25 protein-coding genes are annotated in these 25,144 nt (G+C 45.5%); 17 read left to right on the forward strand and 8 right to left on the reverse strand.

The window, feature by feature from the left end:
- Positions 1-8: 8 nt before the first annotated feature.
- Entirely contained in the window at positions 9-596 is a 588-nt protein-coding gene (locus MKY01_RS03910; RefSeq protein ID WP_339285435.1) for a GNAT family N-acetyltransferase, read from the forward strand.
- A gap of 150 nt (positions 597-746) precedes the next feature.
- Here the strand turns inward: MKY01_RS03910 and MKY01_RS03915 are convergent, their stop codons facing one another.
- Positions 747-1,715, reverse strand: coding sequence for a hypothetical protein (locus MKY01_RS03915; protein WP_339285437.1), 969 nt, complete (start codon positions 1,713-1,715; stop codon positions 747-749).
- A gap of 316 nt (positions 1,716-2,031) precedes the next feature.
- Between MKY01_RS03915 and MKY01_RS03920 the strand changes: the two genes are divergently transcribed.
- On the forward strand, positions 2,032-5,205 hold the full coding sequence (locus tag MKY01_RS03920) for a copper amine oxidase N-terminal domain-containing protein (protein ID WP_339285439.1): 3,174 nt from the start codon (positions 2,032-2,034) through the stop codon (positions 5,203-5,205).
- A gap of 256 nt (positions 5,206-5,461) precedes the next feature.
- Positions 5,462-6,367, forward strand: coding sequence for an AraC family transcriptional regulator (locus MKY01_RS03925; RefSeq protein WP_339285441.1), 906 nt, complete (start codon positions 5,462-5,464; stop codon positions 6,365-6,367).
- 25 nt (positions 6,368-6,392) lie between these two features.
- Here the strand turns inward: MKY01_RS03925 and MKY01_RS03930 are convergent, their stop codons facing one another.
- Positions 6,393-7,205: a DUF1129 family protein gene (locus MKY01_RS03930; RefSeq protein ID WP_282319436.1), complete on the reverse strand. Its 813-nt coding sequence runs from the start codon at positions 7,203-7,205 to the stop codon at positions 6,393-6,395.
- A gap of 412 nt (positions 7,206-7,617) precedes the next feature.
- Between MKY01_RS03930 and MKY01_RS03935 the strand changes: the two genes are divergently transcribed.
- The 3 genes from MKY01_RS03935 to MKY01_RS03945 all read left to right on the forward strand — a co-directional run bounded on the left by MKY01_RS03935 (position 7,618) and on the right by MKY01_RS03945 (position 9,825).
- The gene (locus tag MKY01_RS03935; RefSeq protein ID WP_047840502.1) at positions 7,618-7,851 is read left to right on the forward strand and encodes a hypothetical protein; all 234 of its coding nucleotides are present in this window, start codon (positions 7,618-7,620) and stop codon (positions 7,849-7,851) included.
- A gap of 254 nt (positions 7,852-8,105) precedes the next feature.
- A complete protein-coding gene (locus MKY01_RS03940) occupies positions 8,106-8,936 on the forward strand; it encodes an alpha/beta fold hydrolase (protein WP_036606057.1) in 831 nt (276 codons plus the stop codon).
- A gap of 103 nt (positions 8,937-9,039) precedes the next feature.
- Positions 9,040-9,825, forward strand: coding sequence for a class III extradiol ring-cleavage dioxygenase (locus MKY01_RS03945; RefSeq protein ID WP_017690674.1), 786 nt, complete (start codon positions 9,040-9,042; stop codon positions 9,823-9,825).
- A 169-nt stretch (positions 9,826-9,994) separates the two neighbouring features.
- Here the strand turns inward: MKY01_RS03945 and MKY01_RS03950 are convergent, their stop codons facing one another.
- Positions 9,995-10,207 carry a hypothetical protein gene (locus MKY01_RS03950; RefSeq protein WP_017690673.1) on the reverse strand — a complete coding sequence of 71 codons (213 nt, stop codon included), beginning with the start codon at positions 10,205-10,207 and terminating at the stop codon, positions 9,995-9,997.
- 155 nt (positions 10,208-10,362) lie between these two features.
- Entirely contained in the window at positions 10,363-10,905 is a 543-nt protein-coding gene (locus MKY01_RS03955) for a DoxX family protein (RefSeq protein ID WP_017690672.1), read from the reverse strand.
- A gap of 337 nt (positions 10,906-11,242) precedes the next feature.
- Between MKY01_RS03955 and MKY01_RS03960 the strand changes: the two genes are divergently transcribed.
- The 5 genes from MKY01_RS03960 (at position 11,243) to MKY01_RS03980 (ending at position 16,115) form a co-directional block, all read left to right on the forward strand.
- Positions 11,243-12,316 carry a DUF3048 domain-containing protein gene (locus MKY01_RS03960; protein ID WP_339285444.1) on the forward strand — a complete coding sequence of 358 codons (1,074 nt, stop codon included), beginning with the start codon at positions 11,243-11,245 and terminating at the stop codon, positions 12,314-12,316.
- 317 nt (positions 12,317-12,633) lie between these two features.
- A complete protein-coding gene (locus tag MKY01_RS03965; protein ID WP_017690670.1) occupies positions 12,634-13,254 on the forward strand; it encodes a DUF47 family protein in 621 nt (206 codons plus the stop codon).
- Between the two features lie 14 nt (positions 13,255-13,268).
- Positions 13,269-14,258 (forward strand): inorganic phosphate transporter, encoded by a 990-nt coding sequence (locus tag MKY01_RS03970; RefSeq protein ID WP_036668387.1) that lies wholly within the window; start codon positions 13,269-13,271, stop codon positions 14,256-14,258.
- Positions 14,259-14,565: 307 nt separating this feature from the next.
- On the forward strand, positions 14,566-15,525 hold the full coding sequence (gene corA, locus MKY01_RS03975; protein ID WP_339285447.1) for a magnesium/cobalt transporter CorA: 960 nt from the start codon (positions 14,566-14,568) through the stop codon (positions 15,523-15,525).
- Between the two features lie 128 nt (positions 15,526-15,653).
- Positions 15,654-16,115, forward strand: coding sequence for a DIP1984 family protein (locus MKY01_RS03980; RefSeq protein ID WP_036606052.1), 462 nt, complete (start codon positions 15,654-15,656; stop codon positions 16,113-16,115).
- Positions 16,116-16,509: 394 nt separating this feature from the next.
- Here MKY01_RS03980 and MKY01_RS03985 read toward each other — a convergent pair whose 3' ends face one another.
- Positions 16,510-17,598: a DNA alkylation repair protein gene (locus MKY01_RS03985; RefSeq protein WP_339285448.1), complete on the reverse strand. Its 1,089-nt coding sequence runs from the start codon at positions 17,596-17,598 to the stop codon at positions 16,510-16,512.
- A 134-nt stretch (positions 17,599-17,732) separates the two neighbouring features.
- Complete coding sequence (locus MKY01_RS03990) at positions 17,733-18,368, reverse strand: hypothetical protein (RefSeq protein WP_339196971.1); 636 nt, start codon at positions 18,366-18,368, stop codon at positions 17,733-17,735.
- A gap of 454 nt (positions 18,369-18,822) precedes the next feature.
- On the opposite strand from MKY01_RS03990, the gene MKY01_RS03995 reads away from it, so the two are divergent.
- Both MKY01_RS03995 and MKY01_RS04000 read left to right on the forward strand, forming a co-directional pair.
- Positions 18,823-19,113 carry a YerC/YecD family TrpR-related protein gene (locus MKY01_RS03995; RefSeq protein ID WP_017690665.1) on the forward strand — a complete coding sequence of 97 codons (291 nt, stop codon included), beginning with the start codon at positions 18,823-18,825 and terminating at the stop codon, positions 19,111-19,113.
- Between the two features lies 1 nt (position 19,114).
- Complete coding sequence (locus tag MKY01_RS04000) at positions 19,115-19,900, forward strand: CbiX/SirB N-terminal domain-containing protein (protein ID WP_036606050.1); 786 nt, start codon at positions 19,115-19,117, stop codon at positions 19,898-19,900.
- Between the two features lie 145 nt (positions 19,901-20,045).
- Here MKY01_RS04000 and MKY01_RS04005 read toward each other — a convergent pair whose 3' ends face one another.
- Positions 20,046-20,615, reverse strand: coding sequence for a TetR/AcrR family transcriptional regulator C-terminal domain-containing protein (locus MKY01_RS04005; RefSeq protein WP_100526328.1), 570 nt, complete (start codon positions 20,613-20,615; stop codon positions 20,046-20,048).
- A gap of 168 nt (positions 20,616-20,783) precedes the next feature.
- Here MKY01_RS04005 and MKY01_RS04010 point away from each other — a divergent pair, with 168 nt between their 5' ends.
- Together MKY01_RS04010 and MKY01_RS04015 are read left to right on the forward strand one after the other, a co-directional pair.
- Positions 20,784-21,710, forward strand: coding sequence for a 2-dehydropantoate 2-reductase N-terminal domain-containing protein (locus tag MKY01_RS04010; RefSeq protein WP_339285451.1), 927 nt, complete (start codon positions 20,784-20,786; stop codon positions 21,708-21,710).
- A gap of 71 nt (positions 21,711-21,781) precedes the next feature.
- A complete protein-coding gene (locus MKY01_RS04015) occupies positions 21,782-22,198 on the forward strand; it encodes a DUF4395 domain-containing protein (protein ID WP_339285453.1) in 417 nt (138 codons plus the stop codon).
- Between the two features lie 95 nt (positions 22,199-22,293).
- On the opposite strand, the gene MKY01_RS04020 is transcribed toward MKY01_RS04015, so the two are convergent.
- Positions 22,294-23,010, reverse strand: coding sequence for an NPP1 family protein (locus tag MKY01_RS04020; protein WP_339285455.1), 717 nt, complete (start codon positions 23,008-23,010; stop codon positions 22,294-22,296).
- A gap of 466 nt (positions 23,011-23,476) precedes the next feature.
- Between MKY01_RS04020 and tnpA the strand changes: the two genes are divergently transcribed.
- Positions 23,477-23,875, forward strand: coding sequence for an IS200/IS605 family transposase (gene tnpA, locus MKY01_RS04025; protein WP_047840510.1), 399 nt, complete (start codon positions 23,477-23,479; stop codon positions 23,873-23,875).
- A 5-nt stretch (positions 23,876-23,880) separates the two neighbouring features.
- The gene (locus MKY01_RS04030; protein WP_047840511.1) at positions 23,881-24,960 is read left to right on the forward strand and encodes an RNA-guided endonuclease TnpB family protein; all 1,080 of its coding nucleotides are present in this window, start codon (positions 23,881-23,883) and stop codon (positions 24,958-24,960) included.
- The last annotated feature ends 184 nt before the right edge of the window (positions 24,961-25,144 follow it).

Consider the following 25,144-nt stretch of genomic DNA (forward strand, 5'->3'; position numbering starts at 1 on the left):
ATTCCAAGATGCAATTAGATCACCAAGAAACATCTCCTCTGATCAGACCTGCGCGCATAGAAGATGCTGATCAGGTCATTCCTTTGCTGTATCAGGCGATAGGAGACATTGCATACGCGCTTGCGGGTGAGGCGGATCATGAGAAGGCGATGCAGATTTTGCAGGAGTTCTATGTACAGGAAAACAACCGGATTAGCTATCGTCATGTGACAGTGATGGAGCGGGATGGGCTGATTGCGGGGATTCTGGTAGCCTATGATGGCGGAGAAGCAGATCGTCTGGACCAGCCGATTCTGGATCGACCTGGACGAAGCCGGGATGAGAAGTATGCATTGGTCAAAGAGACCCGTCCGGGGGAGTATTATCTGGATACTCTCTCGGTAAGTGAAGCTTATCAGGGGCAGGGCATCGGCCGGGCACTGATGGCTGCTTTTGAGCAGCAGGGCAGAGATCTGGGTCACTCGCAGGTATCCTTGATTGTAGAACGGGACAACGGCCGTGCGCTAATGCTGTACGAACGGCAGGGATATGTCAAAGACGATGTGATTGTCATCGCAGGACATGAGTATAATCATATGGTCAAACCGATTCAATAGTGCAGGGAGCTGACCGGTTGAGTTAGTTTTGATGATAAAAGCATGAAGAAAACCGCCACAGGAGCGAATCCTGTGGCGGTTTTTGTTGTGGTTATCTGTTGGGATTTAGCCTGAATTCGAACAGGATATTAACCATGGAAGCGGATTAACTCAATAATTCGCGTAGTCGCTGACCGGCACATTCTGCTCCAACCATTTCTCGACAGCAGTCGTTTTTTCATACTTAGATTCCTTAACCACGTCCATAAAGGCATCCAGCTTGGTGAGGAATTCACTATCGACGGATGCAAGACGCTGCAAGACGCCGTTGTAGCCTCTTTGGGCGTTCGCAACCATTTTGTTCGTGTCATAATCAAACAGCGGTGTATTGTTCAGTCCATAAAAGGTATACAGGGTATAACTGTTTAACAGATTCTGCACCTGCTTGGCCCGATTTGATTTTGGATGCAGCTCCAGGAATCTTTCCTGGCTCAGTGCTCGAAGGAGAATTTCCTGATAGCCAATGACCAGAGCACCGTCATCCGCAGGCAAGTTTTTTGTTTCCTTTGTCATGATACTGATGTAGCTAGAGATGTCCTCTTTAATTACAGAGGTATATTTCACGAATGCCGCATAATTCATTATGGGATAGAGGGAGCCTTCGAGCATGACGAGGCGGTAGCCGCTGTCACGGGCTTCTTTTAACAGTGCACGCAGATCGGAGTCCTGGGTACGCTCCATGAGTTTGGTGAAGCTATCATTCAACTTGTAAGCCTTGATCATCTTGTCCTGAACGTTAGGAACGAGCAGGCGGTCTGTCATGGCGCTTAGCGCCTTCAGGCGAGCATTCTCCAATTGAAGCACCATCAGGGTGGCGTGATGCTTTGTTACTTTTTTGATATGAGATTCGAGATAAATATCCGCGGCAGGCAAGCCGTTCTTTTTGTAGAGCATAGACTGAAATGTTTTATATATCGTTGTTGAACCGGCAGTTGTGACTTTGGTATCTGTACTGGAAGAAGCGGCAGCAGCGACTCCGGATAAGGGAGCGACAGCTGTTTGGAGCAGCATGAGGATGGCGGTGGCTGTAATGAAGGTGCGCATGCCTTTACGTTTGGCAGATTGGAACGATGATGTCATAGATATGAACCTCCCGTAGTTGAGAAAATGATAGGTGTTGTTCACTAGTCACTATACATTAACCCAATTGGTGCAGGATGTGGTTGCGGAATGGTGACAAATTCTTCTGTTATTTTTAACTTTTGGAGGGTGGAAGATAGAGGAAGATTTCTGAGAAAATATTTTTTGTACAACTGGAAACTTTTGAGCCGATCGGAACGTCTTAGTTGTGCATAGGTAAATACAGGAATTAATGAAAAGAACAGCGAATCTATTTCGATGTTAACTAAATGTGAGAATGGGGATATGGGATATGAGGAAAGCGGGAGGAAAACAAGTGAAGAAGGTAATGTCAGCGCTGGCTGTATCGGCCATGCTGATGTCCGCACTTCCAACGTCGGTTATGGATGCAGCCGCGAGAATCAGCATATACATCAATGATGCAGAGTTATCATCTGCTCAGGCACCTGTCATGAAAGGTGGACGCGTACTCGTTCCGCTTCGGTCGATTTTTGAAGGATTGGATGCGAAGGTACAATACACGAACAGAACCAAAACGATTGTTGCAACTCGCGATGATCAGGAAGTTACTTTGAAACTTGGTTCCAAAACGGCATACATCAACGGGGAAGCGATATCGCTGGATGTACCTGCAAACACGATTAAGGGCAACACGATGGTTCCAATTCGTTTTGTCAGTGAAGCTTTTGGAGAAAAAGTATTCTGGAACTCACGCAATCAGCGTGTAGATATCAAGACAACAGCAACACCTCCAGTAGATGAGACACAATATGCTGCATGGAACATCTATGGTTCGGTATCCGGAAGTAACGGAGATGGTCGTGACTTGACCGTGAGCTTCACACGTCCAACTTCAGAGAAGGCGGTATCTGCTTACCGGATTATGCTGGTAAAAACTCGCGATGTGAATAGCTTCACGGAGTCCTCAGCAACTGCCGTACCTTCTGCGAACTATACATCTGTTACACCAAATGGCAGCAACCCGAAACTGACACTTAACGCGCAGACACGTGACGTGAACGGGGATTTGCTCAATAGTAATGAAACGTATCGTCTGTACGTACTGACTGTTGGTAACAGCAGCAATAATTATAAAAATGCACTGAACTGGTCTTCCCAAGCATTGAAGCTCAATAATGTGAAATCCACAGTACAGGCGGTTGCAAGTCTGCGTGCCGCAGATATTAGTGACTATGGCGATGGCCGCGATCTGGAGATTAACTTCACGCAGCCGAGCACAACATCGAACATTACGTATTATCGTGCTTTTGTAGTCAAAGCGAAGGACTCTTCTGCGTTCAATCTGGCTGCAGCGAATAAAGTGTCCAGTGCAAACTCCACGATCATATACAAAGGAAACAGTACCGCAGTGAAAAGCCAGCTGACTTCTTCGACACGGGATACGTCTGGCGAAATGATTAAAAGTGGCACAGCGTATGTGGTCTACATCTTGTCGGTAAGCACTAATACAACAACAGACAGCAAGCTGTCCGCAGCATCATCTTCACTTACGTTGTCCGTGAACACAGCAACGTCTCCAGTAATTACGCAGGTGAAGGATAACTCGGATTATGGAGATGGTCGTGACATTCAGGTGAGTTTCAACCGTTCATCAGATGAGTCCAAGGTGGCGAATTATCGCGTCTTTGTGGTGCGTAACTCGGTTGCCAGCAGCTTTAATCTGACAACGGCGAGTAACCTGTCCTCCAGTCTGTACTATACGGTGAACAAAACAGGTAACAACATTACAACGACTTTGCCTTCATCCATGAAGGACACAAGTGGTTATAATGTAACGAATCTGCAAGATTATCGCATCTTTGTGATGGCGGTGGGCAATCAGCAAAATGGATACACGAATGCGCTGTCAGCTTCCTCCACAGCTCTGAGACTGACAACGACCGGTAACGCGGGAGTCATTAGCAACTTGGCTGTTGCGGATATTGGTGACAACGGTGATGGGCGTGATCTACGGGTGTCTTTCAACAAGGCCGCGGATGAATCCAGAATCTCTGGATATCGAGTATACGTTGTTCGCTCCGGTAATGCGGGCAACTTCACACTAAGTGCAGCTAATGCGTCGAACTACTATACGCAGGTGAACAAAACGGGTGGTAACTTGTCAGTTACGCTTCCTAATGCAAATGATACAAGCGGTTCCCTTATTTCCAATAACGTTTCCTATCGTGTATTCGTTATGTCAGTAAGCAATAGCGGAAACTCAAGTCAAAATGCGTTGTCTTCATATTCTTCTCAGATCACACTGACTGCGAACACGGCTGTTACCGCTCCCACCAGTGTGACTGCGAAGGACATCGCGGATAACGGAGATGGACGTGATTTGCGTGTGACATTTAATCGATCGTCGAATGAGACGAACGTGTACCATTACCGTGTATTTGTAGTCAAAACTTCCAACTTGAGTGGATTTGATTTGTCGGAAGCTAATCGGAACTCCAACTTTAAGGTGGTAAATAAAGCTGGAGGAAGCGGAGATTACACGGTGACTTTAGACGATACCAAGGCAACAGATAGTACAACTATTCGCAATGATGAGAACTATCGCATATTTGTACTTGCGGTAAGTAATACAGGTAATTCATCCAATGTGCTGTCAACGGCCTATGCAGATGTTAAATTGTCCGTAACTATTGCAGTAGGAGTAGTTACAATTACTAACGTTGAAGTTAAGAAAGAAGAGCAAGCAGCTGGTGATGTAACGGATGTGACTTTGAGATATACGGAACCAGCTTCCAAAGCAGGCATTGGACGTTATGTTGTTATGGTTGCTCCGACAGGAAGCGCATTTGGGCTCAATGTAGCGAAGAATATAGCGAAAGAAAACAATTCCACTACAATAAAATACGTGGAAACATCTGGTGGAAATGCCATACTTCCGGGTGTACTGTCTGATATCAATGGTCAAAAAATTGAAGCAGGCAAATCATACACGGTGTATATTTTATCTGAATCAAACGACAATAATCGTGAATCAAGTTTGGCTTCATCTACATTCACTATTAATGCGAAGAAACAGACAGTAACACCAGTGCAAACGGTAACTGCTTTAGAAGCAAAAGTAACTGATAATTTAATCAATGTAAGTTTCGATAAGCCAAATGAATTAGGGATTACTCGTTACGATGTGTACATTGTTAAAGAAGGAAGCGGTTCAGGAACTGCTGGGAGAGCTTTAAAAACTGTTGATACGGGTGGTACTTCTTCAGGGACAGCAATAGTGGATATTGGAAATTCCGCCAATGATTCAAATAATATGGCTTTTGGAGCGGGTAAATACAAAGTTTTGGTAGTCTCAGTGGTGAGTGAATCGACGAAATATACATCTGTCAGTGCAGAAAGAACATTTGATATTCCGCCAGCTTCTTCTGGCAATGGTCAGGGAACTGACAATAAGGGCGCGGGAACTTCAGGTGGTAATGGCACTCAAGCATCTGCTACAAACGAGCTATCCACTACGCAGGGTTCATGATTTTAAGATAGACAAATGCGGTTGAAACGCATACTGGGTAATTGAATTTTAGGAATTCGAATCCATTAACTCCCTTTCCATACGGAAAGGGAGTCTTTATCATTCCCTCGTAGATAACGTTTAACGTTATCGCGGCAACTTCCATTTTGAAAATCTTGTCGCCAAAAAGGTTCCTTAGACCATTGCTGGAACAGGACAAACGGATGGATAATAGAAGGAATAAGCTAGAAGCCTATGAGCCGAAAGGAATGATGGAATGCTTGCATTTCGTTTGACGGGCCTGCCGGATTCCCGGTTGCCGCTGTACCTGTATTGTGTGGGCACGCAGGAAGAGAAAGTTCTGCATAGACCGGATGGATTTCCGGTGTATCAGTTGTTTTTGTCACGCGGTGGTGAAGGGCAGTTCAAGATAACGGGAAAAGGGACATGGACGATAGGCGCAGGGCAGTTATTCATCGTGGAACCCGAGGTTGCGCATGAGTATGTGCCTCATTCCAAATCCAAAGGGGAACTGGGTTATATCGGTATTGGCGGTGCATCGGCTGGATCGGTACTACAATCCGCGGGTTTGCTTCAGAACGAACCGTGCCATATCTCTGGTTTTGAAATCATCTGGTCACGGATGACCAATCTCTGGCATGCGCTGGATCAAGGAGCAACGGAGATGTGGAACACATCAACCCTGATTTACCAGCTCATTTTGGATATAGCACAATCGAAAATACCATCTGATGTCGGCATAGGAGGTATTGGATCATCTAGGGCACAGGATGGCACTGTAAAACACTCTAATCGGGAGCCCGATCCGAGCAAGGATGCACTCATCCGAGCAGTAGCATTGATGCATACGCACTATCAGGACGATCTGTTATTGAAGCATGTCGCTGACGCAGTGGGCTATTCGGTTCAGCATCTCAATCGATTATTTCATCATCATTATGGCGTGACAGGACATCAATATATGCAACGATTACGTTTGCAGAAGGCTTCGGACTGGATGGACAAGCATCCAGGAGCAAGTGTACGAGAGGCGGCAGAGACCATAGGGATGGAAGTGAACTATTTTATCCGGATGTTCAAGCGGGAGTTTGGAGAGACACCGGGCAAAGGAATCAAACATCGGAACCAGCTCCAAATGGAAAAAGACCTCACGAATTCGTGAGGCCCCTTTATCGCTTATATACGTGTTATACTGTTTTCTTTTGTCCAAATAAAGGTCTTACCGTTGCAAGTCCCACAACTCCGATCACGGCACTCACCCACGGAGCCAGTGCAAATACCGGAAGTTTATCACGTAGTGGATACCCTACAAACAGCACAAGGACCACGATGACGATGTAAATGATGATTCCCTTAAGGTTAACCTTAGGTACGGTGTTCTTGTCCGCTCCTTCATCGTCCGGTCGCTCAGCAAGGCGGCGAAGCATCTCCACCAATGCAATACCGCCAACTGCCGCAACGATCAGAGAGAACAGACTGATGTGTTGGAACGGCTCCGTATCTCCGCCAGTCCAACCCACGAACAATCCCACACATCCTTGAATCAACATGACAAAAGACAAAGCCGCCCAAGCGATCATGGCATACCACTTTGGTGTCCGTTTCACAGGTTCTGGATTCTCAGTTGGCTGTGGTTCTACAGCGTTGGCATTCTTTTTCGATGAAGCTGTTGAACTATTATCACGGGTTGGGCTGGATTTACCCACCTCAACGGCAGTCGTCTTCTCCGGTGCTGTATTTGTAATCCCTAGCTGTGCATGGATGTCTTGTTCCAGATCAGGTCCGTATAACTCGCGAGCGGGTTTGTTATCCCGCTGAGCCTGTACGATTGCTTTTCCTGCGGAGAGTATCCACTCTTCCTGTGTTCTCTCGTCCGCTGGCGCATGACGCGCAATTGTGCTGATCTCGTCATACAGTTTCACATGTTCAGGTGTCATTCGACTCATCTCAGTTATTTGCCGATTCTGTATTTCTTTAAGCTTCTTATAGGAAATCCCCAATGATTGCTCCCCCTGTCTACACACGTTCTGATCTTCCAATGGACTGAAGACCCTGACGGTATTTTAGTATACGGGAAGGGCTCTCGTTTCGCAAAGTCATTCCTTATAAAAAAGTTGCTCATGGTGGACCCATATCCATACACAGGCCAGTATAACACAGGTGCATAACAGCACCAGTTTACCGTGATGTTGAATCCATTCCAGTAGATGTTCCATGAATTCATTCCTTTCGGCCGAAGGATTCCGAGGCATATGCTGCCTATGTTTGTTCGTTTATTTTCCCCTGTTCATGTGAAAAAATACCCTCACGCCTCACAGATCTAACGATTGTGTGAAGTATGCATAAAGAGCAGCCAATTCCATCACAATAGTAGCATTTCCAACAGAAATCCAAGATTGGAGTGTGCTTGTTATGGATAAACAAACAGAATTGACGCGGAAGCTGCTACTGAACAGCAACTCCCGTGGAGTCGTGGACGAGGTTGTATCCTTTGAAGAGAACCTGGAGGATACGGAGTATGCAGAAGAACTGACAGATGGCAATTTGAAGGGAAGAAGTTTCTGGGACAATAGTGATTCGGGTCATGAGCATGAGTGGAATGGACGGGTGGAGACCCACGAGATGTTCCGTAGAAGCTACGAATAACGATCCTGTAACACTTGATTTGAATTCTAAATGATATCCGGGCCAGCTGTCATCAGCGTGGCTCATTTTTTTGTGCTTATTATCCGATAAAATGTAGATTGGTAGTCGACGTAGAAAGGGTTCTTACTTACGTTGACTTGCAGGGTACGGGATGATAATATATGAATAACATCTTAATACACACTAAACTTATCGGATTATATATATTTAATAAATGGAAGTTAACAGGCTAAGGGTGGAAAGGGGAAATCGGTATGGAACGTCAGATCAGTATCCGTCATGGACAGGAAGAATTAACAGCCACGATTCATTATCCGGTCGTGAAAGATATCAAGGAGGAGAAGAGTCAGCAACGGGTCCCTCTGGCGGTCATCTGCCACGGCTTCGTTGGTAGCCGGATCGGCGTGGATCGTTTGTTTGTAAAGACTGCACGGGAGCTGGCTGAAGACGGTTATCTGGTCTTGCGTTTCGATTATATCGGTTGCGGAGAGAGCAGTGGGGAGTACGGAGCAGAGGGACTGGAGTCCATGGTGCTGCAGACCCGTTCGGTGCTGGATTACGCGGTGAATTGCAGTGATGTAGATCCTACGCGTGTTACACTAATTGGTCATAGTCTGGGTGGTGCCGTTGCATTACTAACTGCTGTGCGCGACAAACGTGTCAAGAATCTGGTTATGTGGTCCTCTGTAGGTTATCCATTCAATGATATCGTGAAGATTACGGGGCGGGAAGTATACGATGAAGGCGTGAAACTGGGTGCGGCTGATTATCTGGGATACAAATTCACACCGACCTTTTTCGAATCTCTCGCTGAACAACAGCCATTCCAGGAAGCAGTCAAGTTTAGCGGCGATGTTCTAGTCGTGCACGGCACGTCAGATGAGATTATCCCTGTAGACTATGCATTCCTGTATCAAAAGGTATTCTGGATGCGCCAGGAAGGCCGTTGCGACAAGGAGATCATCTTCCAGGGTGATCACACCTTCTCTTCAGGTAAAGAGCGGGAACAGCTGATTACGCGTACCAGAGAGTGGCTGGGTGAACGTCAGAAGATCGAGCAGGATTGGCAACACTGGATGATATAAGTGGCAGGATTACAACTGTTTGGGGATGTCAGCTTGGAAAAGCGCCTTCTTAAGGGTAAAATAGAGGAGTAAGCATTCTATCCGTGTCTGGAGGTTGGCAGCAATGACATTACCCGCACTTTTCATTGCGCATGGTTCTCCCGCTCTGGCGGTGGAGAGCAATGACTACACTCACTTCTTGAACCAGCTTGGAGACAGGCTGCCGGCTCCGAAAGCCATTGTCGTATTTACGGCGCATTGGGATTGTCCTGAACCGTCCGTGACGATGGATGATACACATCAGACCTTGCATGATTTTTACGGATTTCCTTCTACGATGTATACGATGGAATACCCTGCATCTGGGCAGCCGGATTTAGCGAACGAGATATGTGCTTTGTTCACCCGTAGCAATCTGGCACATCAGCCGATTCGAGGCCGAGGGCTGGATCATGGCGTATGGGTACCGTTGCTCCATATGTATCCCGAGGCTAACATTCCTGTGATTGCTGTATCTGTAGACTCGCTGCGTACGCCGCAGGAACAGTATGATATTGGCCGAATGCTGGAACAGCTACGTCATGATGATGTGTTAATCATTGGCAGCGGTGGAACGGTTCACAATTTGCGATTGCTGGGCAATACGGATGAACCGCAAGAGTGGGCGGTGGAATTTGATAACTGGATCGGGGAGCGCTTGCAGCAGTGGAACACAAGAGAACTGTTTCAATATGAGAAAAAAGCCCCTCATGCACGTACGGCGGTTCCGTCGTATGGTACAGAACACATTGCACCTTTGTTCTACGCCATGGGTACAGCGGATATGTCCCGATCAGCGAAGCGTCTATTCCAGTCTTACCCTTACGGAACGCTCAGTTTGAACTGCTGGCAGTTTGGAGACGGCGTGTAACTTGGAACAGACAACAGCCTGATTATGGTTGAAGCCAGTTTGGTACGGATAACATAACGTGTATTAATGCATATAATTACAATATATAAACAAAAAAAGGTTACTGTACACCCTTGAAGGGCTACAGTAACCTTTTTTCAATATGAGGACTTATTCATGCAATAGATCTTTATTTGCGGATTTCGAACAATTCACAGTCTGTACGCGAATGATAAGCGAGCTCACTGACACTGGATTGTACTACTACGGTGTTGCTGTCAAAACGGATAATGATGCCACCGGAGTCAATCTGGTGATTATCTTTGAAAACTCGAACCTTATACTTCATATTCATGGCTTCCTGGAAGTCCGCATCGGTCTCGAGACGTCGCTGGGTCGGCATATCGTGTACTCCTTTGAAGTTCAACTTTATTTCATCATAATACGATTTTCTGTGGATGGGCAAGTCAGTCAGGCATTCAGGCTGATTTTGAAAAGTAAAAAGCCCTGCTCTCCAGGGGGATTGGGAGCAGGACCGAGAATTCTATGAATGATTGCTTAAGCTGTTTTTTGAGTAGGGCTAATCGTTGGTGTGTCTTTAGGAAGATTTCCTTTGTTGTTACGAGTGAACAATCCGCGAAGGTAAGGCAGTACCCAGTGATCCAGACCGATTTTACCTGCATTTGCACCAGCAACGACAAGGAAGATTTCCATTACAACCAGTTGAGCATTCGTGCTTACTGTTCCCGAGAAGAGGAACGCGAAGTTCATGACCATAGCCATCAGTGCTGCTAGTGTAGTGAAGCAACCGAGGATGAGACCCAAACCTACAAGGAATTCACCCAATGGGATAACGAAGTCGAACAGTCCTGCGTTTGGTACTGCGAATTTCTCAAGGAACGTTCCCCACCATGCTTGAACTGCTGGATGATCACCCGTTGTTTTTTCCAATGCCCCTGCAAGGAACCCGCCAGCTTCGAATCCGCCAGTCAATTTGCTCCATCCATGAGTCATCCAATCATAACCGATATACACCCGAAGTACTGTCAAAATCCACATTGCTACTTTGTTTTCTCTAAGCCATTGGTTTGTGCTGAACATATGAACCACTCCTTCATGGAATCTAGTGTGTGTTGTTTTTGTTTTTCTAAGTGATCACCTTTGATGTCTTTATTGTATAGTTCAAAAGTTGTTTTGTTTGTGATTAAAATCACAATCTAGTTCAAATTTTAAGTAAGGTTTGAGAAGTTCACATTTAGGACATATTTTTCTGGCTATATGCTGTTTCAAATGTGAATTTCAAGCTGTATCAAGGCCTTCTAGGCGCAGACAAATCGGATGGGGTGTGATTAAATGGAAAGAAATACGTGAAATGGTTGCCCACATGAGACATATATCACAACTTAGAACCAGGCCATATCGTTCAGGAGGTCCTCTATTGAAGCTTTTTAAATGGAACAAAGCAGCATCGACTGCATCTCTGTTTATTCTCTCATTAAGTCTTGTTGCCTGCCAAAACCAGGAGGTGGCGCAGATGCCAGTTCAGCCAGAACCGACACCTGCACCTGTACAAGAAGAACACGTGGAGGAAACCAACACGTCTCTCTATACAGCACCTCTGACGGGTCTGCCTGTAGATGAAGCGATTACGCGTCGACCACTCGCCGTAATGATTAATAATGCACCCGCAGCTCGGCCCCAATCGGGTCTAAGTTCAGCCGATATCATTCTTGAAGTTCTCGCTGAGGGAGGCATTACCCGTTTCATAGCCATCTTCCAGAGTGGAGGCGGTGCTGAGACGGTTGGACCCGTTCGCAGTATACGTCCATATCTAATTGAGCTCGGCGAGAGTTATGATGGGGTACTTGTTCACGCCGGAGGCAGTCCGGAGGCGTATTCCATTTTGCAAAGGCAGCAGAAACAGCATATGGATGAAATCTCGAATGGTGGACCTTACTTCTGGCGTTCCTCAGATCGTAAAGCCCCACATAATCTGTATACTTCAGCGGACAAGCTGAGAGAAGGGTCAGACATCAAGGGTTACAGCCATGATTTCAAGTCGCCGGTATACAATTACAACGAAGAAGGCGCGACATCCGTAGGAGAGGCAGTGAAGCAATTTAATATCCATTATTTATTGGATAGTTACCGGGTGACGTATGATTATGATGAAGTTAGCGGACGATATATGAGAATGGTGAATGGCAAGGCAGATCAGGATCTGGATAATGGGACTCAACTTGGTGCAGCAAACATCATTGTGGCAGGTGCAGATCACAAGGTGCTCGATAATGTAGGTCGGTTGTCCGTTAATTTGGAACAGGGCGGGGAAGCCATGCTTTTTCAGAAGGGCAAGATGATTCGTGGGCAGTGGGTGAAGAAGCAGGGGGATATTATACGGTTTGTTCAAGGTGGCAGTGAAGTTGCTCTTGTACCAGGTAAAACCTTTATCAGCATTGTTCCCAATCAACCGGAATTTTCCAGTCATGTGAAGCTGGCTGCGCAGCAATAAAAGGATGTAATGAAAGAAAACAATGAAACTTGTATTCATTTTGTCGTCGAAAAGGCATTATATTTGTCCTAAGCGTGAAAAGTAGAATCGTGTCGATTTTGAATTTTGATGTCGAATTGTAAACGCAGTGTAAAATCTTGACTTGAATTTACCATTATTCCAAATAATTAAGATTCATTTCAGATTAATGTGATAAGAATATAAAAAAGGATCACACCTTTTGTACAAACCATGAAACAAATATGATAAGATATCAAAGGTTGTCATTTCATGTTTCATCGGTTGTCGGCAATTTTTCTCGTAAAGGGGATAGAGCTATGAAGCTTAAGAAGAAGAAGGATATATTTTTTGAGACACTGGAGAATATGGCAGATACGGTTGTTCAAGCGGCAGATTATTTCTCCCAGCATGTTTCCAACCTTCAGGATGTGACTCTTTTTGCTAATGAAATGAAGAAGTACGAGTCGAAATGTGATGATTACGTGCATACGATCATTACAGAACTCAACAAAACATTTATCACGCCGATCGAACGCGATGATATTATGGAGCTGACAACAACACTTGATGACGTATTGGACGGACTCGAAGCAACGGCTTCCCGTTTCTATATGTACCAACTGACAGATCCAGATGATGAGTTCGTCATACAGTTTGCTGAAATTTTGCGCCAATCTGCTTACGAAATTCAGAAGGCGATCCATTTACTGTCCCAGAAAAAATTGCTCGCGATCCGTGAGTACACCATTCGTTTGAATGATCTGGAAAACCAAGGCGACGAAGTGCTGCGCATGTGTATCAAACATCTCTTCGCTACCGTGTCTGATCCGATTGAACTGATCAAGCGTAAGGAAATTTACGAACGTCTTGAGACAACAACGGATGCTTGTGAAGACGTGGCGAACGTGCTTGAATCCATCATTATGCGTAATTCTTAAGGAGCCAGAGAATAATGGAAACAACGATTTGGGTATTGGGTATAGTCGTCTTCCTTGCACTGGCGTTTGACTTCATCAACGGTTTTCACGACACGGCCAATGCCATTGCGACTTCGGTCTCAACCCGAGCACTGACGCCGCGTCGAGCTATTCTTATGGCGGCGGTGATGAACTTTGTCGGTGCGATGATGTTCACAGGTGTTGCGAAGACGATTGGGGGGAGTGTGACCGACCCCACCACGCTGGATAACGGGATAGAGGTCGTCATAGTCACCTTGATATCAGCGATTATCTGGAACCTGGTTACATGGTGGTTTGGTATTCCGTCTTCTTCCTCACATGCACTTATTGGAGCACTTGCAGGTGCCGTGCTCGTTGGCGCAGGTTCTGATAAAGTGAAGTGGAGCGGATTCATTGATATCGTCGGAGGTTTGTTATTATCACCTCTGATCGCGTTTGCCATCGGTTATGTGGTCATGACGATTCTCAAATATATTTTCGCCAAACGCAGTCCGCATAACGTGAACAAAGGTTTCCGTACGGTACAGATTTTCACGGCAGCACTGCAAGCATTCACGCATGGTACGAATGATGCACAGAAAGCGATGGGGATTATTACGTTTGCTTTGGTTGCAGCAGGTGTGCAGGATAATCTGGATGTTCCGCTGTGGGTTAAAATTTCAGCGGCAACTGCGATGGCTCTGGGTACATCCATTGGTGGTTGGAAAATCATCAAAACGATGGGTACCAAAATCTTTAAAATTGAACCGATTAACGGATTTGCCGCGGATCTGTCAGCTGCATCCGTTATTTTCACAGCAACGTTGCTTCACCTTCCAGTGAGTACAACGCATGCGATCACATCAGCTATTCTGGGTGTGGGCTCCGCGAAACGTTTCTCTGCGGTGAAATGGGGACTTGCTGGACGTATCATTATTACGTGGTTCATTACGATTCCGATTACTGGGGCACTGGCAGGATTATTGTACTGGATTATTTTCTAAAAAGAGAAGTTATCCCGAACAAATTCGGAGTTACCAGACAATCTGTTCATAACTGTGTGAATATCGGGATATGTGGATAAATATACAACCAAAATCAAGAGACGCCTGTGCATGAACGTGTGGACAGGCTGGATATGTGGATAGCCATCCGTGGAATGATAAACCAAAAGAAGATATTCCTGTGGATACAGGGAACTGTGGATAGGGAAATGAGAGAAGCCAACAGGGTTGGCTTTTTTTGTTGTCGAGTTTGAAGATACCTGTGTACAATAACGTAAAGATACAGGACAAGGACGTGGTCTAATTTATGATTCGTACACTCGCCATTACACGAGAACATCAAGTCTCCGTTAACGTACCACTTACACAGCTGGATCTGAACGATTACGCCTGGGTATGGGCCGATTTTAACCAGCCAACGGAAGAGGAAAGCCGTTGGCTGGATACATATTTTCATTTTCACCCTTTAGCTATTGAGGACTGTCTGCATGTGTTGCAGCGGCCCAAGCTCGATTATTATGATAATCTGCAGTTTCTTGTGCTGCATGCACTGAACCCGTCCACACTGGAAGCCGAGGAGGTTGACTTGTTTCTCGGATCAAACTTCCTAGTGTCTTTTCATCATGGCGTATTGGAGGAAGTGGATGAAGCGTGGGAACGCTTGTTGCACCATGCTCATGAACGAACCATTTGGGCGCGAGGTCCGGTGGCAGCAGCCTATACGGTGATGGACAAGCTGGTCGATCATTATTTTCCGTCTCTATTTGCGATTGAGGATGAACTGGCCGAACTGGAGAACCGGGGTGGACAGGAGTCAGTTGAAGACTTGATGAACCAGGTGTTTGATCTGCGGACTCGATTGCTGAAGCTCAGACGAACGGTAGTACCGATGCGGGATCTGCTCTATCGGGTGGTCAATTCCCAGCATGTACAACGAACAGGCGAACATACGGCATATTTTACCGATATCTATGACCATTTATTGAAGCTGACGGATATGATTGAAGCCGATCGGGAGATGACCGCTGACCTGCGCGATAGTTATATTTCCCTGAACTCCAACCGGATGAATCAGATCATGAAGACACTCACGGTGATTACGACTGTATTTATGCCGCTCACACTGATCGCGGGCATTTATGGCATGAACTTTGCCTATATGCCTGAGCTTCAATGGAAGTTTGGGTATGGTGCGGTGTTACTGTTGATGTTTGTGCTTGGCGGAAGCATGGTGGCCTGGTTTGTAAAACGGGGCTGGTTTAAGTGAGAACCAGTGTAATCAGATGTTAGTAACATAAACTTGTAATAACGTGTATCCACAGGTAAAATATAACGATATGTGAATAGATTCTGGATGAATTATCCATACATATCATTGTGGAAGGATGGGATACGATGAGATTGGCAGAGGCTCTTGTACTGCGTGCAGATGAGCAGAAGAAGATAGCTCAGCTTAAGCAACGTCTGGAACGCGTAGTTAAAGTTCAGGAAGGTGAACAGCCAGCAGAGGACCCACAGTTGCTTATGATTGACCTGGAGAATACGATCCGGAGCCTGACGGTATTGGTTAAGAAAATTAATAAGACCAATGCACAGACTGACTTCACAGCTGGAGTTACGCTTGCAGATGCCCTTGCAGAGCGGGATGGAATCATGCAAGAAAGAGCATCGTTTAACGAAGTTTTGCAGAATGCGTCCATTCGCCAGGATCGGTACAGTCGTTCTGAAGTGAAGTATGAGCGAACCGTGAACATAGCAGATATTCAACATAAAGTGGATAGCCTTTCGAAATCCTACCGGGAACTGGATTTTAAAATTCAGGAGAAGAACTGGACCATAGACTTAATCGAGGAATAAAACTGCGTCGGTAACCCTATCCAAATGAAGCGAGCATAACCCACCAACGGGAAGTTGGAAACCTGGTAGACGCTGGGCCATGTCTAACCCACATCATTATTTAGCCCAATATTGTTACAAGAATGCGCAGCATGGATGTATCGTGTATCTTTCTAATTGTTACGACCATATGCAGGTCTTTGGATAGCGGTGAGGGTGGGTAAGGGGAATTGCAGTTTGAACTACATATGAAGAAGGCCACTGGGCCATGATCTCGGGCAGTAATAAATGTCGGGAGATGATGTTTGCCAGGTGGCCTTTCTGATTCTTCTATTAGAAGTTTTGAAAAAATGTATCCACATGTGAATAACTATTCCGCTTCAACAAGCTGTGTATAACTTATGATGACTTCCTTTTACTCCATTTCAAGAACAAAAGAAGTTGTAGCTGCTTCTTTGCCATTCACAAGAATGGTAAGCGTATGCAGACCGGCATAATATTTTCTCGTTGTGATGACTTTGAAGGATTGTTTGGTGGCTACCTTGGTTCTGCCTGTCGGGTACATTTTATCGGAGCATTTGAACCGTTTGGGGGCCTGCTTGCCGTTTGCCTTCATATAACCCATCTCATATTCAATTCGCAGCATCTGGGACTCGCCGCTCTCATTAACGACATCGAACGAAAAATGGAGATCCTCGCCAATGCTAATCGTATCCTGGACAAGCTGAAGCTGCTCAATGTGAATCGAATCCTGCTCGTTATAACCAAAAAGACTCAGTGCTTTGTTATGTCCTTTCTTCAGTAATGACCTGCTGGCATGCCGGACAATCCAGTCTGTGTGTGCATGTTGTCCGTACCAGGTCGTGGCCAGATCCATAACCAGTTCAGGGTGGTCCTTGGAGATGTCATTCAGATGATTGGCGACACTTTTGCGAACATAGAGGGACTCGTCCTGTTTCAATGCATGCAGAATCGGAAGTACAGGTGTTGGATCAGTGATAAAGTTCTGGAGTTTCGCACCCCATGGCAAACGTGGCCGGCTGCCCTCACTGGCAAGTCTGCGGATATGCTCGTTGTTGCTCTCTGCCCACGCCATCATATGTTTCATCGTTTGGATTGGATAAAGTTCAATAAACGGGCGTACCGCGAACTCCGAGCTGGAATAAGGTGTGAAGAGGGTCAGATACTTCATGGATAACTCGTAATCCTCTGGGTCAAGTCCGTTCACTTCGATAAAATCCGGTACAAACAGATATTCAACGCCTCTCATCGTAGGGGCGGCTTGTTCGATAATATGTAATGCTTCCTCATAATTGTCCGGCAGTACCTGGGTCAAAGCCAGTGTGATTCTGCGAATGCGCGCTTTGAATTCCAACTGTTCCCAGCCTTCGGCGAAAACCAATTCATGAAATTGCTGTGTATCCAGCTTAGGGTAGAATTGACGCATCTGTTCGCCGGTCCGATCGATTAATGCGGGAGTGTATTTGTCTTTGATAAGTTCCATGGTCCGCCTCCTTTAGTTACTATCCAGTATACCTCAAATTACAGAAATAAGAACGTAAGTTCCTGAAATTTATTTGTATACGGATGAACGGTGTTAAGGCACCCGCCTTCTGTAAGGGGGTGCCTGAATTTTTTTTAACCTTTGCGACTTTTGGGACGGCGCTTTGTGGAATTGGATTTGCGACGGACTGGAGTTGGATTGCGGCGACGTGTAGCATTCGTTGTTTTGTTCCGACGTTTGTTTTTGCGTTTGCGGGACGGCTTATATTCTTCATAGTCTGCATCGGCCGCGCTGCTATCCGTTTTTCCTTTTCCAAAAGGCAGAATGCCCATAACGAGTTTCATCATCGGAGCCATCTGCTGGATCCCACCGACGACCTTTTGCATTTTGCCTATTCCACTCATGATTCCATCAATACCGCCGAAGCGGTCGATCATTCCTTTTAACTCACCGATGTTGGCTAATGAAAAGCCGGAACTGCCAGTAGCAGGCGCCGTTACCGGGGCTGGGGGAACAACCTGAGCTGCACCTCCATAAAAGTTCCCGCCAGCCACACCCTGCCCATAGGGTACGACTGCAGAAGCTTCGACTTCACCAAAGCCCGGGTAGTGTGGTTCTACGCCAGGATACATCGGTTGAATCTGAGTTTCATTTAAAGACCGTGGAACCACACCGGGCGGCATATAGGCAGAAGTATGCGCCTGCCGATGAGCATGAGAAGACGGACGCTGCCTTGGTGCTGGCTGGCGGTGATAATAATGCTGTGGCATGAACGATCACGTTCCTTCTATGTTGGATTTCGGAATTGCGTTCCATGAGTTGCATGACAGATGTACATCATAGACCCTTGTGGAACTCCCTTTTGTTATACTGTATGTCATTCGCGGAGAGACGGCGTAGGCGGGTATCCCGGAAAACGGGATATTTGCGGATTTGGGCGCATGTAAGATGGCAGGTTCACGAAGAGTAAAATGCAGTTTAGACACAAAATTGTAACATTTAGGAGGATTGAAATCCTACATAAGTAATCGGATATATACAGGTGAAAACTGGGAAAAAGCGCGGAAATTTCGCCCGATGTACGCGAGGGGAGGACAATAGTACCTTTTGTAAGCGGTAACATGTATTTTTATTCTGTAGTGCGTGAAATCGGTAACGCTTGAAATACCAACTCAGGGTGAGTACAATGTAGGTACACAGTAACCGCTAGGGGATGATGATGAAATGCAGCTGAAAAAGCTAAATGATAAAAGCATTGAACAACTATTCGAGGCTATTTTGACGCTAAAAGATATTGAAGAGTGTTATGTTTTCTTTGATGACCTCTGCACAGTTAACGAGATCCAATCCATGTCCCAGCGGCTGGAAGTGGCTCGTATGTTGGGTAAAGGCAATACGTATAACCAGATTGAAGCAGAGACAGGTGCGAGTACAGCTACAATTTCACGTGTGAAACGCTGCCTGAATTACGGTAATGATGGTTATAAAATGACGCTGGAACGCCTGGGACGCTAACATGAAGAAGCCGGGTGTACTCATCATCAGTCACGGTTCACAGGAGCAGACCTGGGTGGAATCCGTCGATGACGCGATCTCCCGGTTGAATCTGCCTGTTCCATTACCGGTTGAAGCCGGTTTTCTTGAACTTGTGGAAGGACGCCTGATCCAGGACGGTATCGACCGACTGGAAGCACAAGGCGTAACCGATATTCTGGTCGTACCTCTATTTGTTTCGTCCGGCAGTACACATGTGGATGAAATTGAATATGCCATTGGTGCAAAGGAAACACCTGATCGCGAAACGGATCTGGAACCGTTCGATGTGAAGGCTCGGGTTCACTTCGGTTATCCGGTGGATAACGATCCGGATATTGCCGTGATGGTGTGGGACAAAGTCCGAGTACTGTCGCAGCAACCGGAGGAAGAAACGATTCTGCTGGTTGGCCATGGGAGTATTCATGATGGTTTTCGCGAGCGTTGGGAAGCCGGAATTTCTTCCCTTGCAGAGCGTGTGCAGGAAGTTAGTGATGTAGCCCATACGGATTATGCATTGCTGAATCCGGAGAGTGTGTACGACAAAGTGAAGTATTGGAGCGAAGAGCGGGGGAACCGAGTCATTGTGGCGCCGCTGTTTTTGAGTGCCGGTTATTTCACGAGGAACGTTATCCCGGGTCGGTTGCAAGAACTGAACTATGTGTACAGCGGTGAGACACTGTTGCCACATCCATTGCTTGGGCAGTGGCTGGAGCGCCAGATCCAGATTTTGCTGGAGAGATGTAATGAAGTTAAAGCTTCTTCTTGAAGTGATCGCTTTGGCATAGGTGTGTGATCGCATCGCTCGTAGTAATGCAGTATCAATTGATTTGAACTCCATAGCTTCATAAACAATCAAACCACGTCGAAGGACGTGGTTTTTGTTTGTTGTAGATCACTTGAAAGAGATTGGGTTATCCATTAATGGGTGCGTGCAATTGCAGATGTAGCTCCAGTAAATTTATTAATTGGTCAACGATCTCCTCGGCCGGATAAGGCATGGAATTCATAATCCACCACTCCAGGAGGCCCACAGCAGCGGAAGCAAGAAACTGTATGGTGATCTCTTTTTTCATACCTTCCTGGATGCCACAGGCATCCATCTGTTCCTCCACTCCCTGGACCAACAATGTCATCAACTTACTACGGAACGCTGGAATACCTTTTTTAGTTAGAAGTGTGGTATAGGTAGAGGCATGCTGTTCCAGATAACTGAAGGTTCGGAGCAACGCATCCTTGGCCGTAACGGGTGTTGTAGTAGGGCTTTCGATCATACAGGCATCCAACAACCGCTGCAAATAGGTCTCAATGCATTGATCCAACAGGTCGAACTTGTCAGCGTAATGCAAATAGATGGTTCCTCGGTTTACATTAGCCCGATCAGCAATATCGTTTATCGTAATTTGCTCGAATTCCTGTTCCTCCAGTAACCCCACAAAAGCTTCGATTATCGCCTTTCGTGTCTTAAGTACTCGTCTGTCCATGGCCCCTCCTATGATGGTTTTCAACAATAAGGAATCATTCGTTGATTATTCAACAAAAACGGATATTTTAACGATTGAAGCACAGTAGGTGCTTTGTTACTCTTATTTTATCAACAAATGTTCATAAAACAACGATTATTTATAAACTATGAAATTGAGGGATAACCAATGAAAGTATTAGTGTATGGTGCAGGTGTTTTGGGCAGTCAACTGGCACAGGTTCTGGTGCGCGGCGGCAATGATGTTACTATTCTGGCTAGAGGGAAGCGGGCAGAGGAGCTGGAGAAGGATGGAATCGTCATCCGGCATATTTTTCAATTCAAAACGACAGTTGATCAGGTTCGGGTAGCCAGAACGTTGGAAGTGGATGACCAATATGATCTGATTTTTGTTGTCATGAAATATAACGATTTTCCTTCAGTGTTACCTGTCCTGGCAGACAATCAGAGCAGCAATATTGTGATTGTGGGAAACAACGCAGATGCAAGAAGCATGCAAAACTTTTTGGAGGAAAACAGCAGGGTAGCAAAACAGGTCGCGTTTGGATTCCATGTGAGTGCAGGGAAGCGGGAAAAGGACCGCATGTTATCGGTCGGTGGAGGCAACGGACAAATGGTAATCGGTAGTCTGGACGGAGAGATAGGCTTTAAACCTTTGCTGGACCAAGCTTTCCAACATGTGAAATACAAGTTAAATGTTCTGAGCGATATTGATGCCTGGCTGAAAAGCCATATCATCCCCATTCTGATGCTTAATGCGGTGAGCTTTAATGAGGAGCGTGAGTTGATCAAGTTGGACGGGAATAGAAAGCAAATCCAACATATGATTGGGGCGATGGATGAAGGCTTTAGCGTACTTGAGGCTATGGGCATAACGATTATACCGGAGATTCAGGCTAAAATGATCCGCAAGCATCAACGGATGTTGTACCTTCTGTTGAAGATCTATAGCATGCTTCCGGTTCATAAGCTGGTCGCGGGTTCTTTTGGAGAGATTGAGGCGTTAAATAATGCATTTAACGATTGGAAAAAGACAACAGGCACCCCGACTCCCCATTGGGACGTGCTGAAAAGAGATTTTACTCCCCTTAAATGAAGTGTTGCTCATTAACCCAATACCGACTACAATAAAACCAACTAATAAAATGGGGATAAGGAGATATACAGATGCGGGAAGTACCTATGCGCTATGTGAAAGCAAATCAGGTTGGTATTGTATTGTTTGTTTTGCTCTCGTTTGTGTTCAATCCTCTGGTAGTTCTGGGCGTGCTGTGGGTCATTCAGGTGGTTGGTCTGGCTTCCAGTGGCAAGCTTAATCTGTTTGTGCAGATTGGGAAAGCTGTGTTGACTGCTAAAGGTACAGAGACGCAGGCGGTGGAGCTACAGCGATTCAACAATATTCTGGCCGTGCTCTTCCTGTCTCTGGCACTCATCTCGTTCTCGCTTGGCTGGGTAGCCACAGGTTATGTATTCTCCGTCATGCTTCTCGCGGCTGCAAGCGCGGCGCTGCTGGGTTATTGTGTAGGCTGCACCGTCTATTTCTGGTATAAACAGCTGCGTGCAGGTAGAAAAATTGGATTTTGAAGTTGGCTGAAGAAGTGATACAGGTATCCGGGATACTACGATAACTTCATAACGAAATCCCCCTCAAGTGAGCTGCCACTTGAAGGGGATTTTTTTTATCTGAACCAGGCCTTATTTAAATTGTTGGTAAAATTGTTATCGTTGAAAGGCACGTTGGCGCTACCGAAGTTTGTTGTGTTGAGTGCATTTCGTGCCGCAGAAGTCAGATCGTCCCATCCGATTAATGGTTGTGTTCCCCCAACAGCGTTGGTGACGCCGAGCTCATGGTTCAGCGGCCAGGTACTATTATAGGAAATCAACGGATGGTTACCTTGTGTATTGTTATTGCTCGGTGTAACTTTTGTAAACTGGCCGTGACCGGAATATGCGATAGAGAGGATTTTGGAATTGGCAGCTGCCGGATTATCGACCCACACGACGATTCCTTCCCAATCATGACGATGGCCGAGTCCAGAGGAAGGGGAGTCTTTGGGGAAATACCACGAATACATGATAGCCCAAACCCCATTGTGCCATGCGGAGCGGGAGTAGATCTGCCCTGTATTTGAGCTACAGTTCCCGTTCGATGACCCGGACGTATTCAAGCCAGCGCTGGTATTGCCCTGTTGATCCACTGCGGGAAAAGGGACACAACCATGATAGACCTTCAAAAACGGCTGAAAACGCTTGGCTGCTTGTTGCATCACGGTGACTGGTGAGACTTCCTGGAATCCGACAACCTGATCATGATTGATTTCTGCTGCTTCAACAACGGTGACCCAAGGAATACATGCCATAAGTGAGACCAGGAGCATTAACACGATTTTTTTCATTTACACATCTCCTTCAAGGGTATGATGTAGTGCTAAGTCGAGGGTTCACTAAAACTATATTGGAAAAAGGTTTATGTTATTTATCTTTTCATCTTAAGATTTGTAAATTTGTAGCATATCTATGTCATAATCATATGAAGATCATCGAAATCGAAGACTAATTCCTGTCCAAGCGGGCAGAATGGTTGATTAATGAGACTATTTTACATAAAAGGTAGTGGGGAAGATTCAGGATCGGTGCGTGAGGTTTATTGGGTAATGGATGGTTTAGTAGGTACGTATATGAAAAAATATACTTATAGATTACAGAATTCCCGAACGAGAAAGCCCAATTCTTTAGATGTGGGATGAAAGTGAGGTCGGATACGGAGTATCACTATTGTGATGCTTCAAGTATCCGAAATGTCTGCCTTCTTAATTTTTTTAGTTTGTTTCAATTCATCTATTAAACTGATACAATATAGATATGAATGAATATAGAAGAACAAACACAACCGTATCTTTGTTGAACTATCATTTTGTGTTCTGCCCACGATACAGAAGAAAGATATTTCTCAAATTAGAGGTAGAACAGCGCTTCAAGGAACTGGTGCATGAGGTATGTGCAGAGCTTAAAATTGTGATTGTTGCCATGGAGTGCGACAAAGACCATACACATATGTTTCTCAATGCACTTCCAACATTAAGCCCTGCTGATATCATGGCAAAAATAAAAGGAGTCACATCAAAAAAACTACGAGAAGAGTTTCCACACCTTCTGCATTTGCCCAGTTTGTGGACACGTTCCTATTTTGTTTCTACCGCTGGAAATGTATCAAGTGAGACCATCAAGCGTTATGTTGAACAACAAAAGACAAGGGGGTGAAGTAACTGTCTCAGACCCTAACGGTTAAGGTAAAGCTGCTGCCGACTAAAGAGCAGATCCAACTATTGCAACAAAGTAGTCATGAATATATCCGAGTTGTTAATACACTCGTGGCCGAGATGGTAGAAGAAAAGAAAAGGTTGAAGAAGACAACAAAAGACATTCCTGCTAATCTACCAAGTGCAGTAAAAAATCAAGCGATTAAAGATGCGAATAGTGTCTTCTCTAACAAAGTTAAGAAAAGTAAATACGCAATCATACCGATCCTAAAGAAACCGATTTGCGTATGGAATAACCAAAACTATTCTCTTGACTTCACGCACATTTCCATTCCATTCATGGTAGAAGGAAAATCTAAGCGTTTAAAAATTCGTGCATTGTTCATCGACAAGGACCATCGAAACGTTGACCTTTTGAAGCATAAACTTGGTACGCTCCGTGTCACGAAAAGCTCAGGTAAGTGGATAGCCCAAATTGCTGTCACCATGCCAATAACTGAAAAAACGGGTATGCGGATTTTGGGCATTGATTTAGGGCTGAAAGTCCCTGCCGTAGCCATCACAGATAATGATCACGCTCGATTCTTTGGGAATGGGCGAGAAAACAAATACAAGAAACGGAAGTTTCGTAGTGTTCGTCAAAAACTAGGAAAACAAAAGAAAGTGAACGCTATTCGCAAGTTAGATGATAAAGAACAACGATGGATGAAAGACAAAGACCACAAAGTCAGTCGTGAAATCGTTAATTTCGCAGTCGAAAATAAGACTTCTGTCATTCGCTTAGAGCAACTAACGAATATTAGGCAGACGACAAGAACAAGTCGTAAAAACGAAAAGAATCTACACACATGGTCATTCTACCGTTTGGCACAATTCATTGAATACAAAGCAAACATGGCAGGGATCAAAGTGGAATATGTGAACCCTGCATATTCAAGTCAAACCTGTCCAGAGTGTTCAAAAAAGAACAAGGCGCAAGATAGAAGATATACGTGCCCATGTGGATTCAAGAGACATCGTGATATCGTTGGGGCGATGAATATTCGCTACGCAACTGTGATTGGCGGTAACAGTCAATCAGCCTAAGATGCTATATGCACTGTCTTAGGAGGGGTAATGGCATACCCTAATCTTAGCATCTGTCCAAAGCAGAAATGAAATGAGGACGTTAAGCTTAGCTAAGAATCCCAATCACTTTAGTGATCTTGCCCCTTTAGGGGTGGGAGTGTCAAAGGCTAGGACATCTTTACATTTGATGATATGATAGGAG

The organism is Paenibacillus sp. FSL R5-0486 (assembly GCF_037975155.1).
Taxonomy (GTDB): domain Bacteria; phylum Bacillota; class Bacilli; order Paenibacillales; family Paenibacillaceae; genus Paenibacillus; species Paenibacillus amylolyticus.